The organism is Canibacter zhoujuaniae (genome assembly GCF_011752005.1).
Classification (GTDB): Bacteria; Actinomycetota; Actinomycetes; order Actinomycetales; family Microbacteriaceae; genus Canibacter; species Canibacter zhoujuaniae.
Window position 1 is genome coordinate 599016 of sequence record NZ_JAAIJZ010000001.1, and the last position, 13257, is coordinate 612272.

13 protein-coding genes are annotated in these 13257 nt (G+C 55.0%); all 13 read right to left on the minus strand.

Features of this window, described 5'->3' with window-relative positions; all coding sequences use genetic code 11:
• Positions 1 to 59: 59 nt before the first annotated feature.
• Positions 60 to 974, minus strand: a complete 915-nt coding sequence (locus HCR00_RS02770; RefSeq protein WP_167142508.1) for an RluA family pseudouridine synthase — start codon at positions 972 to 974, stop codon at positions 60 to 62.
• 2 nt (positions 975 to 976) lie between these two features.
• On the minus strand, positions 977 to 1498 hold the full coding sequence (lspA, locus tag HCR00_RS02775; protein ID WP_208317291.1) for a signal peptidase II: 522 nt from the start codon (positions 1496 to 1498) through the stop codon (positions 977 to 979).
• Between the two features lie 9 nt (positions 1499 to 1507).
• Positions 1508 to 2080 carry a DivIVA domain-containing protein gene (locus tag HCR00_RS02780; protein WP_167142511.1) on the minus strand — a complete coding sequence of 191 codons (573 nt, stop codon included), beginning with the start codon at positions 2078 to 2080 and terminating at the stop codon, positions 1508 to 1510.
• Positions 2081 to 2166: 86 nt separating this feature from the next.
• A complete protein-coding gene (locus tag HCR00_RS02785) occupies positions 2167 to 2469 on the minus strand; it encodes a YggT family protein (RefSeq protein WP_243854510.1) in 303 nt (100 codons plus the stop codon).
• A 13-nt stretch (positions 2470 to 2482) separates the two neighbouring features.
• A complete protein-coding gene (locus tag HCR00_RS02790; RefSeq protein WP_167142514.1) occupies positions 2483 to 2974 on the minus strand; it encodes a cell division protein SepF in 492 nt (163 codons plus the stop codon).
• 33 nt (positions 2975 to 3007) lie between these two features.
• Positions 3008 to 4171 (minus strand): cell division protein FtsZ, encoded by a 1164-nt coding sequence (gene ftsZ / locus HCR00_RS02795; RefSeq protein ID WP_167142517.1) that lies wholly within the window; start codon positions 4169 to 4171, stop codon positions 3008 to 3010.
• Between the two features lie 141 nt (positions 4172 to 4312).
• On the minus strand, positions 4313 to 5491 hold the full coding sequence (locus HCR00_RS02800; RefSeq protein ID WP_167142520.1) for a cell division protein FtsQ/DivIB: 1179 nt from the start codon (positions 5489 to 5491) through the stop codon (positions 4313 to 4315).
• Between the two features lie 20 nt (positions 5492 to 5511).
• Positions 5512 to 6942 carry a UDP-N-acetylmuramate--L-alanine ligase gene (gene murC / locus HCR00_RS02805; protein ID WP_167142523.1) on the minus strand — a complete coding sequence of 477 codons (1431 nt, stop codon included), beginning with the start codon at positions 6940 to 6942 and terminating at the stop codon, positions 5512 to 5514.
• Between the two features lie 32 nt (positions 6943 to 6974).
• Positions 6975 to 8057, minus strand: coding sequence for a UDP-N-acetylglucosamine--N-acetylmuramyl-(pentapeptide) pyrophosphoryl-undecaprenol N-acetylglucosamine transferase (locus HCR00_RS02810; RefSeq protein WP_167142526.1), 1083 nt, complete (start codon positions 8055 to 8057; stop codon positions 6975 to 6977).
• 18 nt (positions 8058 to 8075) lie between these two features.
• Complete coding sequence (locus HCR00_RS02815; protein ID WP_167142528.1) at positions 8076 to 9263, minus strand: FtsW/RodA/SpoVE family cell cycle protein; 1188 nt, start codon at positions 9261 to 9263, stop codon at positions 8076 to 8078.
• Positions 9264 to 9265: 2 nt separating this feature from the next.
• Complete coding sequence (gene murD, locus HCR00_RS02820; RefSeq protein WP_167142531.1) at positions 9266 to 10738, minus strand: UDP-N-acetylmuramoyl-L-alanine--D-glutamate ligase; 1473 nt, start codon at positions 10736 to 10738, stop codon at positions 9266 to 9268.
• Positions 10731 to 11819, minus strand: a complete 1089-nt coding sequence (gene mraY, locus HCR00_RS02825; RefSeq protein WP_166984558.1) for a phospho-N-acetylmuramoyl-pentapeptide-transferase — start codon at positions 11817 to 11819, stop codon at positions 10731 to 10733. Before mraY ends, murD begins: the two co-directional genes overlap by 8 nt.
• Entirely contained in the window at positions 11816 to 13237 is a 1422-nt protein-coding gene (locus HCR00_RS02830; RefSeq protein WP_167142533.1) for a UDP-N-acetylmuramoyl-tripeptide--D-alanyl-D-alanine ligase, read from the minus strand. Before HCR00_RS02830 ends, mraY begins: the two co-directional genes overlap by 4 nt.
• Between the last annotated feature and the right edge of the window lie 20 nt (positions 13238 to 13257).

The window sequence follows — 13257 nt, forward strand, 5'->3', positions numbered from 1 at the left end:
CGCCTACCCGTTTTGAAAATCAGAAACTGTTTGAGTGTTAGTGGCAGAGATGTTACTTGCTAAGTTGCTAATATTTCTAGCGCTGCCGCAAGATCCGGAGAATAATCGCTTTTGAAGGTCACTCGCTCTCCTGATCCCGGGTGCGTAAATTCAAGTTCGACCGCGTGCAGCCACTGCCGCTCAAGACCAAGTTTTTTAGCCAAAGTTGGATCCGCACCGTAAGTGATATCACCAACACAGGGGTGCCGAAGTGACGACATGTGCACCCTAATCTGATGAGTGCGCCCGGTTTCTAACCCGACCTCCAGCAGGGTCGCATGGGGAAACATCTCTAACATCTCGTAGTGGGTCACGGCGTGACGCCCATCAGCGGTTACCGCAAACTTCCACTCTGATCTGTTGTCCCGACCGATTGGCGCGTCAATCGTGCCGCGGAAAGGATCGATGTGACCGTGCACAACTGTGTGATAAATTTTGTGCACTTCGCGCGCTTTAAACTGCCGTTTCAACTCAGAATAGGCATACTCACTCTTCGCAACAGTCATAACACCGCTTGTGCCCTGATCCAATCGATGCACAATTCCCTGTCGCTCGTGCGCCCCGGATGTCGCTATCTGAAAACCACGAAACGCCAGCACGCCCAATACCGTAGGCCCGGCCCAACCCAATGATGGATGAGCGGCCACCCCAGCAGGTTTGGATACGACAACGATATCGTCATCTTCGTGAATTACTGCGAGCTCGGGCACGTCCAGCGGCACAATTTCTGGATCGGGTTTTTCCGACCAGTCAAGCTCTATCACTTCCCCCGCGTAAAGCCTGTCACTTTTCTTCAAGACATGATCTGCACGGGTCAGGTTTCCAGCCTTAACTATTTCACTCGCCCAGGCGCGGCTCACACCGGTGAGCTCCGCGACAGCGGTGTCAGCGCGGACACCGTCTAGAGTCTCAGGAATAGTGAGTTTTTGTTGCACTGCTATCCCTGCTCCTTCTCACGTGGCAGCAGCAAAGACAGCAGCACTAACAGCACAACTGCAAAGGTTAGAGCGATGTCGGCGAAGTTGTAGACCGCAGGCATCAGCCACGGGGTGTACACGAAGTCAACCACATGCCCCTCAGGAAACCCCGGCGTGCGGAATAAACGGTCTATTAGGTTCCCTAGCGCCCCACCAAGCAGCAACCCAACAGCGACAGCCCAACTTGTGCGCACGATCTTCGGTAATTGTGTGCAAATCACCACAACAACCACCGTCGAAAGCAGGGTGAAGACCCATGTTGCATTCTCGAGAAATGAGAATGCTGCACCCGGGTTAAACACCAGCACAAACTGCAGGGCCTCACCGAGAATGTGAACCGCTTTTCCAGGTTGCAGCCGGTCGAGCGCAATCAGTTTTGTGAGTTGATCAGCTAATACCACTAAAGCCGCGACGCCGACCGAAAACAAAGCCTTCGATCGGCGTCGTACTGGCGGTGCCTGCTGAGAATCTACAGAAGGCATCGCGGAAAATTATTCTGCTTCAGGAGCACCGGCTGGCTCTGCGCCCTCGTCCAGGCCGCGCAGCTGCTGTTGAATGTATGAGCGCAGGGTTGAGCGGTACTCTGCTTCGTACTCACGCAGTTCGGTAATTTTATCGACGAGCTTGGTGCGCTCGACACCGAGCTGGTTGAGCACATCTTCACGCTCAGTCTTCGCCTCGTCAACCAAACGCTGCGCGGTCTCTTCACCCTCAGCGATAAGGGTTGAGCGCTGAGTTTCACCCTCGTGCACATATTTGTCGTGCAGCTCAAGAGCCATCTGCAGCATTGCGCTTGATTTCTCTGCCTCTGCGGCGCGTGCGTTGCCGGTTGGGGCGGTTTCTTCTTGAGCAGCAGCAGGCTCAGGAACAGCACCACGTGCAGCCTCAAGCTCAGCAGTCAGCTCTTCGATTTGCTGCTGCAGCTCTGCCTTTTCAGCATCACGACTCTTTAGCTCTTCAGCAACCTCGTCAAGAAAAGCCTCGACCTGATCCATCTCGTATCCATCGCGGAATTTCGTGATCGAAAAACTCTTCAAATCAACTGATTCTGGTGTGAGGGCCATGTTAAATCTTTCTACTCTTGGTCAGGTGGTGGTCTGTGACCGTCTGCAAACATTCTATGCGCTACCCGCTGTTAAAGAAAATATAGCTAGCGCAACACAACAAATGTCAGCACATTCATAAGGACAATAATTGCGAACATCAGGATCATCAGTGACAGGTCTAGCATGACTTCCCCGACTCGCACTGGTTTTACCCAGCGTCGTATCAGCTTTAGCGGCGGATCAGTAACCGTAAAAATTATTTCAAACAGCACCAATACTATGCCGCGGGGGCGAAAACGTCGGTTTAAGACCAGCACCCAGTCAATTATCAGGCGCGCCCAGAGCACATACAAATAGATGCGCAGCGCAAGGAACGCGATGCTGATAACAACGGCCAGTATCCCCATCTGAGACAGCTATTTACTGGGCAGCGGGCGCTATAAAGAATGAGCCGCTGTCATTTGCGTTTTCTTCGTCTGCTGGCTCTCCTACGGCAATATGTGCCGGGGTGAGCAAGAAAACCTTTCCAGTAACGCGCTCAAAATGACCGTTCAAGCCCATCACAAGACCTGAAGCGAAGTCGATTAGACGCTTGCTGTCAACGTCGCTCATTCGCGACAGGTTGATGATGACGGGAACGCCCTCGCGGAAATTTTCTGCAATCACAGGAGCTTCTGCATAGTGCGTCGGATGCACGGTCAGGATCTCGCTGAGCGGTTGCGCCTGCGCGCTATATGTTGGAGTGACCGCGTGCAGCGGAGTCACGTTTCCGGCTCCAACAGGCTGTTCGGTTAGGTGCTTCTGACCGCGACCTGCAGGGGCCTCAACAACCTCAGTCTCGTTCTCGCTGGGCGCCAGTTCTTCCTCAGCTAACCCGAGGTAAACCATGGCCTTCTTCATTGGATTTGCCATTATCTGCTCCTATTAAATCTTTCGGATACCTAATTACTTCAGGAAATCTGGGATGTCTAGATCGTCATCGTCTGCATCAAACGCAGGATCTGATATTTGCTGCTCCAAAGGCGCAGGGTGGGCAGCAAAATCTGGCACACCGCCGGTAGCGTTAGCGCCTGGGGCAACAACCGGGCCGGTTTCATTCACAGCTTCTGCCGCCACTGCTGGGGCTGCAGCACGCTGCACAGCCGGCCGCGGCGCGCTACGCTTTGCCGCCTGGTCGTCAAAGCCGGCAGCAATTACAGTGATGCGCACATCATCGCCAAGGGACTCATCAACAATGGTACCGATGATGATGTTAGCTTCTTCGTGCACAACCGCCTGCACAAGCGAAGACGCTTCGGTAATTTCGCTCAAGCTCAGGTTTGAGGAGCCCTGGATCGAGAAGAGCACACCGTGCGCTCCCTCAATTGCGGTTTCCAAGAGAGGCGAGTTAATCGCGTGCTCAGCAGCTTTGATCGCGCGATCTGCGCCGCGCGCAACACCAATACCCATAAGCGCGGTTCCAGCGCCCTGCATAACCGACTTCACGTCTGCAAAGTCGAGGTTAATAACACCAGGGGTTGTGATCAGGTCGGTGATGCCCTGCACACCGGCCAACAGCACCTGGTCTGCCTCAGCAAACGCATCGAGCATGCTAATTCCAGGCTCTGAAATATCGAGCAGGCGATCGTTTGGCACAACGATCAGAGTGTCAACCTCTTCACGTAAGCGGTGAATACCCAGATCAGCCTGTGCGCTGCGGCGCTTCCCCTCAAACGAGAATGGACGGGTTACAACACCGATTGTTAGCGCCCCGATTGACTTAGCAACCTTTGCGACAACTGGCGCAGCACCGGTGCCTGTGCCACCACCCTCACCGGCGGTGATAAACACCATATCCGCGCCAGAAACCGCCGCTTCAATCTCTTCAATATGATCTTCAGCTGCCTGACGCCCAACTTCTGGGTCTGCTCCTGCACCGAGACCGCGGGTCTTTTCGCGGCCGATATCGAGTTTAACGTCTGCTTCGCTTGAATCAAGCGCCTGCTGATCGGTGTTAATCGCAATAAACTCGACGCCACGCAGGTTACGAGCGATCATCCTGTCAACGGCATTTACGCCGCCGCCACCGACACCTACAACCTTGATCACCGCCGGTGAAATGCTGTGCATAACTTCCGCGCCCTTCGCTACAACCTTAAGGTTCAGGTTGAACCTTAAACTATATACTGAGTAGTTCTTTAAGTAAAAACTATTTGCAGACACACTTAGGTCGGCGCAGACACACCGAGACGCGTGACAAAACTATCTAAATTATCCAAAAACAGGAGATTCAGTAGAGCTCACATCAATAACTGAAATGCTGCGGTCAGCAAGCGCGCCACGCATCCGTGCATAAATCACTGATTTTAAGGCGGTATCTTCGGCGCTGCCCCACCGCAGAGTGAGCCCATCGCGCATCCTGAACACCACATCTTGTGAAGTGGTCGCGCTCACCTCAGCAATCTCTGCCCGCAACTCCGGAGCAATATCGCGCAACACTTCAGCGGCGGCAAAAAACCCTTTCGAGCCGGGCACAGCGGCCTGTTCTTTTGCAACGGGCACCGTTGGTGGATCCGCATTCTCAAACAGCGTCACCCCGGCAGCGTCAACATAGGTGAAGTTTCCCGCACTCTCCAGCGCCAGCACCGCCTGTCGCTCCTGAATTCTGACAACCAGGGTGTGCGGGGGCACAGTCTCGTATGTGTATCGCTGCACCAGCCCAAAAGGCTCTAGCGCCGCAGCAACATCCTCACTGCTCACAAGCGCAATAGGTTTGCCCTGCAGCGGCCGCAGTGCCTCTTCAAGCGCACTCGATTCAATGGCACTGTTGCCGGTAATTTCAAATTCTTGCACTGACATTAACGGCGTATACACACCAACCGCAACAGTTCCCGCAACCAGAAAAACTGCGCCACCAACTATCGCAGCGCGCAGCAACTGCTTGCGCCTGCCCGCGACTATGCGTAAATTGCTTAGCAGACGGCGCTTCTTAAGCTTCCGCCGCACCGTTTTCAATTCCTGTTTTGCGGATCGCACATTCTCTGGCCCGCGTAAGCGCTCTTTACCGCCGTTCCATAGAGCCGTAAACTGTTCGCGCAGCTTAGCGGAGGCAGCTGCTACCCCACCCCGCTCGCTGTCATCGCCTGCTACGCTCTCTTTTTCAGTCGGATCAAGGTGATCGGCATCCCACACTGAAGCTTCACGCTGCTGGTGGTGAGCGCGCTCGACAGCCAATAGCAGCGCTTCATCCCGCTTTTTAGGGCGTCGAAAAAGACGCACCTCATCAGAATCGGTCTCTGCCGGCGAGATGATTAATGTTTCTGATTCAGAATCAGGCACTGGGTTTGCGTGCGATTCTGTCTCGTTTTCTTTAGGTGTTTGGGCAGCTTTCCTCTCCCCCAACGCTGAATCTTGGCGCTGTGGGCGATCAAAACCGCTTGGTCGCTTCACCTAATCAGTTTACTTTCCGCTTAAAAGCCCGGCGCTAACCTCGTGTCTGCAGCGGGGTTTGCAGCAATCAATTCTTCGACAAGCTGCGGAATTATTTGATAGACCGATCCGCAGCTCATTGTGACGAAGAGATCTCCAGGCTTAGCTATTTCAGCGACGTGCGCAGCAGCATCAGCCCAGTTATCGATATAACGCACTCTGTCCTGATTATTAAAATCATTCGACACAAGCGCGCCGGTTACTCCTGGCACCGGGTCTTCGCGTGCGCCGTCAACTGGGAGCACGATTGTGTAATCAGCGCCGTTCTCTAACACCTCGGCAAACTCTTTATGGAAGTGTTGTGTGCGAGAGAAAAGGTGTGGCTGATGCACAGCAATCAACCGGCCCGGCTGCGCGACAGGTCGCGCAGCGGCAAGCAGAGCCGCAACCTCCGTGGGGTGGTGTGCATAGTCGTCATAAATACGCACACCACCAATCTCCGCGTGAAATTCAAAGCGCCGCTTGGTGCCCGCAAAGTTTGCAACCGCTGCCGCAGCCTCTCGCAGGATATAGCCGAGGTGTAAAAGAGTGGCGACAGCACCGGCAGCGTTAACCGCATTGTGCGCACCAAAGACCTGCAGCTGAGTGCGAACACTCTCGCCGTTCGCGGTAACAGTAAAAGCAACCGGACCGGTCACATCAATCTCGGAGACTCGCACATCGGCAGTTTCTGCGAGCCCAAAGGTCACAACCCTGGTTGCCTCCGGCAGAGCTGCCAGCACCTCCTGCGTGCCGGGATCGTCACTTGAGGCAATGACAACCTCAGAAGCGGCACGCGCAAAATCAACAAAGGCCTGCATGAAGTTTTCGCGCGACCCGTAAAAATCAAGGTGCTCGGGATCAACGTTGGTAATCACCGCAATCGCAGTGTCATAAAGCAGGAATGAGCGATCCGACTCATCCGCTTCAATGATGAAGGTGTCATCAACTCCGTCACGCGCGCTCACACGCAAGCTTTCAATAACTCCGCCGTTCACAAATGACGGATCGGCACCAACCCCAAGAAGACCGGTAACAACCATGCCGGTCGAGGTTGTTTTACCGTGCGCCCCAGCAACAGCCACCAGCCGACGGTTACGGGTGAGCCACGCAAGCGCCTGTGAGCGGTGCAGCACGGGAATGTTGTTTTGCAAGGCGTACTGGTATTCCGGATTATCCTGCCACAGCGCTCCCGTAACAACCAGCGTATCGGCGCCCGCAACGTGCTCAGCAGCATGCCCTATGTGCACGGTTACCCCAAGCTCCTTAAGAGCTTTTGTGGCCGCGTTTTCGCTACGATCTGAGCCGGTCACGAAAACCCCACGGGCGTGCAACATGCGCGCGATACCGTGCATCCCGGAGCCGCCAATTCCAACAAAATGGACGCGACCGAGATCGTCTGGGATCTCTAGGTCAAGATCGGGGTAAATCATGCTAGCTAGCGTACCGCGGACTGCCGTAAGAGTTACTGATTACGCGCCGCTAGCGCTTCGCTAACCAAGGCAAACAGTTGCTCTGCGCCATCAAGCACCCCGACCGTTTTCGCCGCTTGCGACATTGCCTCAAGACTCTCACTATCGTGCAACAGCGGGATCAAAGTGTGCCGCACAAATTCGGTTGTGAGATCCTGATCCTCAACCATCAGCGCTCCCCCGGCCTGCACAACCACCTGACAGTTCAGCGCTTGCTCACCGTTACCGTGCCGATAGGGCGCAAAAATTGCAGGAATACCAAGGCCGGCTATTTCGCTAACTGTGGTGGAGCCGGCACGTGACACAATCAGGTGTGCAGCGCTGAAGGCAAGATCCATACGATCGCAGTAGGACAGCACCTGATAGCCGGGCACATTCGGATCTTTGAGCTCAGTCAGCCCTCCCCAAATATGTAAAACCTGGGCTCCGCTATCGATAATCTCCTGCGCATTTTGTGAAACACCCTCATTTATGCCCTTCGCGCCAAGCGAACCACCGGTCACAAGCAGCGTTGGCTTCTCTGCATCGAGGCCAAAGTGCGCGCACGCTTCTTTTCGTAAGGCTCTGCGGTCGAGCGCCTCAATCTCACGGCGCAACGGCATTCCGGTCACGCGGGCGTTTTTAAGCGGTGTGTTCGCAAAAGTCACAGCAACAAAATCGGTGTATCGAGCCCCCAATTTATTTGCTAGACCGGGCTTTGCGTTTGCTTCGTGAATAACAATCGGCACACCCTCCTTGCGTGCGGCGCTGTAAGCGGGAGAGGCTGCATATCCACCAAACCCGACAACAACATCAACACCGCGGTGCCGGATCAACTGGCGCACCTGCTGCACGGCCGAACGATATTTCGCAGGGAACTTCAGCGCAGCTGCGTTCGGGCGGCGCGGAAACGGGAGACGCGGAATCACCACCAACTCAAATCCGCGCTCCGGCACAAGACGCGACTCAAGCCCTTCGAGAGTTCCCAAAGCAATAATTTCAGCGTGCGGATCGCGCTCTCGAATAACTTCGGCAAGCGCAAGCAGCGGATTTACGTGGCCTGCGGTGCCTCCGCCGGCTAACAGATAAACGGTCATTGTTTTCTTTCTTCCCACCTACGCTTCAAATTTGCTTAAGCTATCACCGCTGTTTTGCTTATTTGCATCGCGTAACACAGCAATCACAATTCCCATAGCCGATAGACACGAGATAAGCGCGGTGCCACCCATCGAAATCAGCGGCAGCGGCACACCGAGCACCGGCATCAGACGCAAAACAACAGCAATATTCACCAACGCCTGACCGATGATCCACACCATAATGCCGCCCACAAGCGATTTTCCGAAAACTGTCGGGGCGATCCGAATCACACGCACCAGCAAGACAGACAGCACAATGTACGCGAGAATCACGGACACAGTGCCAATTAGTCCGAGCTCTTCACCGATGATTGAAAAAATATAGTCGTTTTCTGCCGCTGGCAGCCACTGCCATTTAGCTTTTGAGTTGCCCAATCCTGCTCCAACCAGCCCGCCGCTGGCCAGTGCCCACACGCCGTGCAGTGGTTGCCAGTCGAGCCCAACATAATCATCACCACCGCCACTAAGGCTCATGATGCGCCGCAGTCGGTTCGGGCTGGTAATCACAAAAAAGAATGCAAAAGCTGCAAGAATACCGCCGAACGAGAGGATGGTTTTCCACCGTGTGCCGCCAAAAAATAGCGCACCACCAAAGGCCAATCCCATAACACTTGCTGTGCCGAGATCGTGACCTAGGATCACCGGGCCGATCGCGACACCCGCTAAAGCCAAATAGCGAATAATCTCTGCCCCCACGGCCAGCCGTTTCTTAAAGTGGATAGCCGCGAAGGAGGCAACCATGAGCAGCATCGCAATTTTCATAAATTCCGATGGTTGCAGAGAGAAGCCGCCAATTCTTAGCCAATTTCGGTTGCCCCAAACCTCAACGCCCAGGGGTGTAAACACCAACAGTTGCACACCAAAGGCACCCAGAAATAGGAAGGGCGCAAACCGCTCATAATAGCGCAGCGGAATCCGTGCAGCAGCGATCATTAACAGCACACCGGCAATAGCGAATCCAAGGTGCCTAAAACCATCACCCCAGGGGCTGCGGTTCGCCTCGAATGAGGTGATCGACGATGCGGAAGCAACCATCAGGGTGCCGAATCCGACCAGCCCACAGACAACAACCCACAGCCAGTACTCAATACTGTTAGCGCGTGGTTTACGCACCCAGCTCACCACGCCGCGGAGGTTGTTTTCGAGCCCGCCCGTCTCAGCCATAGCTAACCTGCAACAATCTCTCGCACCGCGGCGACGAACTGCTCACCCCGGTCTGCGTAACTGGCAAACTGATCCATGGAGGCAGCAGCAGGCGCCAGCAGCACCGTATCACCTGCCTTCGCAAGCTGCTGCGCTTTTGCGACAGCTTCCAACATCACCGGCAGGCCTGCACGCGCGGCTATCGGATAAACAGCAACATCGGGTGCCATCTGAGCAAAGGCTTCTGTGACCGCTGTCTGCTCTGCCCCAATTACAATCGCAGCGCGCAGACGATTCGCATTTTTGGCAATAAGCTCAGAAATATCGACGCCCTTCAAAAGGCCACCGACGATCCACACAATGCTCTCGCTTGTGGCAAGACTGGCTCTCGCTGCGTGCGCATTTGTTGCTTTTGAATCGTTCACCCAACGCACATCATCAGCGACCGCCACTAACTCGCAGCGGTGCCTGTCTGGTGTAAAGCCTAAAATTGCTTCACGTATGGCAGCCGGGTCGATATCGAGAGAGCGCACCAGCGCGGTCGCAGCTAAAATATTCTCGATCGTGTGCGGCTGCAAAAGCCCCCGCTCCTGCAGTTCAGTCAGTGTCACAATTTCAAGCGCTGAGGTTTTGCGTTCCTGGTGGTAGCCGCGATCCGCAAGCAAGCCCTCAACAACGCCGAAGCCGGAGACCGGGGGCACATCTAGGCCGAAGCTAACCGCCCGCGCCCCCTCGCGCACATCCGCGTTTTCCACCATGCGCAAAGTATTATCGTCTGCGCGGTTGTAGATGCACGCTGCTTTGGTGCGCTCAAACACATTTGCCTTATCGGCAATGTATTGTTCAAAGCTGCCGTGCCAGTCAATATGATCCGCAGCAATATTTAGGCAAACGCTGGCGTGTGGCTCTATGTCGCGCACCCGAGCGAGCTGAAAACTGGAGAGCTCTACAACCAACACGTCAAAGCCCGCAGGGTCCCGCACCGCATCCAGCACCGGAACACCGATGTTACCGACCGGGGCAACACGCTTTCCCGCAGCTAGCAGCATGTGCGCAGCGAGCTGGGTGGTGGTGGTTTTCCCGTTGGTTCCGGTGACGCACAACCATTCAGCCGCGTGCACTTTGTCGCGCACCCGCCACGCAAGATCAATATCGCCCCACACCGCAACATCGTTTTCTACGGCCCAGGCGTCGAAGGGGTTTCCCGGGTAGAAACCTGGTGAGATAACCATCAGATGCGGATCAAACTCAATCAGTGAACGCAGCATCGCCTCTTCATCGCCGGCAAAAAAATCTGCGCCAATCACCTCTAATAAGCGCTCACGGTCGGGGTCGTTAGAACCGGCAATTACCCGCACTTCAGAGCCGAGTTCTGCGAGTGTATCAGCGACTGAAAACCCAGTGACGCCGAGCCCGAGCACGGCCACCCGCAAACCTCTCCAATCTGCATACCAGCTGTTGAGACCGGCTAACCGGTCAGCGCTTAGATTAGCCACTTAGCACCACCCATTCAGCGTAGAAGAGCGCAACACCGACCAGCACCAGCGCGCCAGCGATAATCCAAAAGCGCACAACAATTGTCACTTCCTTCCAGCCCTTCAGTTCGAAGTGGTGATGGATCGGGCTCATTAGGAAGATGCGCTTACCGCCGGTTGCTTTAAAGTAGAGTCGCTGCAAAATCACAGATCCCGCTTCCATCAGGAAGAGCCCCCCGAGCACGATCAGCAGCAGTTCAGTGCGGGTGAGGATCGCAAATCCCGCTACCGCGCCACCGATTGCCATCGAACCGGTGTCACCCATGTAGAGCAACGCTGGTGAGGTGTTCCACCACAGGAATCCAACCAACGCGCCGGCGAAGGCTGCGGCAACCACAGCTAAGTCGAGCGGGTCACGCACCTGGTAGCAGCCAGTCACTTCTGGCTTATAGACACAGCTTTGGGAGAACTGCCAAAAGCTAATAATGAGGTATGCAAAGAAAACCAAAATTGAGGTGCCTGCCGCCAAGCCGTCAAGACCATCTGTCAGATTCACTGCGTTGGAGGTCGCTGTTGTAATAAGCAGGATCCAGAGCACAAACAGGATCACGCCGACAACTGTGCCCATCACAAAAAAATCGATTGACGTATCACGAAACAGTGATATCGCTGTAGACGCCGGTGTAACGCCGGCATCATTCGGGAAGTTAATTGCAACAAGAGCAAAAACGCCCCCAACCAGAACCTGGCCGATAATCTTAGCCCAGCCGCCAAGGCCCAATGACTGCTCTTTTTTAACCTTCAGGTAGTCATCAATAAAACCGACAAGACCGCACCCGAGAGAGAGCCAGAAGATGAGCAGGGCTGACAGAGTCGGGGTCTCCCCCGCAATTAGTTTTGCCACAAAGTAGGCAAAAACTGCGGCGGTCACAAACCAGAGGCCCCCCATTGTCGGAGTGCCGCGCTTTGAGTGGTGACTTTCCGGCCCGTCTTCACGAATGAACTGCCCCCAGCTCAATCTCGTCAGCACTCGCACAAACAGTGGTGTGAAAAACAGCGACAGAGCCAGCGCGATAATGCCAGCAAGCACTACGGCGATCAACTCAGTGCCTCCTTCAGGTCGTCACCTAAAAATCTTAGTCCGGCAGCGTTGGATGATTTGATGAGCACTGTGTCGTGCGGTTTAATTTCATCCCGCAGATAGGTGAGAGCCTCTGCGCTAGAGGGGAAATATTTTGCTTCCGACTCGCTCCAGGCGCCCTCGTTGATAGCGGAAATATACATCCGGCGATTGTTTTCACCAACGACAACAACCTGCCCGATGCGCAACCGCACCGCAAGCAAACCGATACGGTCGTGTTCTGGGCCGGATTCATCTCCCAGCTCACTCATTGCACCCAGCACTGCGATGCTCCGCCCCGCGGGATCTGCAATTTGTGTCAGCGTTTTTAGGGCAGCGGCCATAGACTCAGGGCTCGCGTTGTAGGCGTCGTTAATCAGGGTTACTTCGTTAGGCAGCTGGGAAACCTCCATGCGCCACTTTGCGGGGCGCACAGTCGCTTCCAACACTTCCACAATGTTCTGAAGATCTAGGCCAAGATCACTTGCAACAGCTGCCGCAGCGAGCGCATTTGCAACGTGGTGCTCACCGAGCACCGGGAAATTCACGGGTTTTGAGACTCCATCGACTGTGAGGATGAAGCTAGTTCCTGCGGCGCTGACCGTAATCTCTGCGGCAGTCACTTCTGCGGCACTCACTGTTCCTGTTGCATCGAACCAGCGCACACGGCCGCGCGCCTGCTGCTGCATCGCTGCAACGAGAGGATCGTTTGCGTTCAGCACCGCAACCCCCTCTGCCGTTAGGGCCTCAACCATTTCACCCTTGGTTGCCGCGGTTGTCTGGATCCCGCCAAACCCGCCGGCGTGCGCTTTTCCAACCATCAAAACAACGCCGTAGTCAGGCTGCGCCATACTGGTGAGCAGCGCAATCTCACCACGGGCGCTTGCGCCCATTTCAACAACTAAGTATTCGGTTTCCTGACAGACGCGCAGCATTGTCAGCGGGCCACCAACTTCGTTGTTAAACGATTTTTCTGATGCGACTGTGTTTCCAAGCCGGCCGAGCATCTTGGCAAGCAAATTCTTGGTGGTAGTTTTGCCGTTGGAGCCGGTTATCGCAACTACTTTCAGACCGTGCTCTCGCTTCGCTTTTGTGACGACGTATTTCGCCAAGCTGCCGAGCGCGGTGTCAGCACTGTCAACAATTATCTGCGGCACGCTCAGATTATCTTGCTGATCCTCACCGATAATTAGCGCCGCACCGACCTCTACCGCGTTTCCAATGAAACGATGCCCGTCTGTCACCTGCCCGCGGCGCGCAAAATAAATCTCCCCCGGTTTAACCTCGCGCGAATCGGTCTTGGCGTCGCCGCTCACAATACTTGTTGCAGAGTATCCCGCCGCAAGCTTAAGGTTCCCAGAAACCGCATCGGCAATTTCTTGCAAAGTCAGTGCGATCAAGGCTGCCCCCTTAAGATTTT

What these genes read in the sequence shown, in the direction of transcription:
- HCR00_RS02790 (WP_167142514.1), bottom strand. Translation starts at nt 2,974, where the DNA reads ATGGCAAATCCAATGAAGAAGGCCATGGTTTACCTCGGGTTAGCTGAG.
- murC (WP_167142523.1), bottom strand. Translation starts at nt 6,942, where the DNA reads ATGATTTACCCCGATCTTGACCTAGAGATCCCAGACGATCTCGGTCGC.
- HCR00_RS02785 (WP_243854510.1), bottom strand. Translation starts at nt 2,469, where the DNA reads ATGGGGATACTGGCCGTTGTTATCAGCATCGCGTTCCTTGCGCTGCGC.
- lspA (WP_208317291.1), bottom strand. Translation starts at nt 1,498, where the DNA reads ATGCCTTCTGTAGATTCTCAGCAGGCACCGCCAGTACGACGCCGATCG.
- HCR00_RS02810 (WP_167142526.1), bottom strand. Translation starts at nt 8,057, where the DNA reads ATGACCGTTTATCTGTTAGCCGGCGGAGGCACCGCAGGCCACGTAAAT.
- HCR00_RS02815 (WP_167142528.1), bottom strand. Translation starts at nt 9,263, where the DNA reads ATGGCTGAGACGGGCGGGCTCGAAAACAACCTCCGCGGCGTGGTGAGC.
- HCR00_RS02780 (WP_167142511.1), bottom strand. Translation starts at nt 2,080, where the DNA reads ATGGCCCTCACACCAGAATCAGTTGATTTGAAGAGTTTTTCGATCACG.
- ftsZ (WP_167142517.1), bottom strand. Translation starts at nt 4,171, where the DNA reads ATGCACAGCATTTCACCGGCGGTGATCAAGGTTGTAGGTGTCGGTGGC.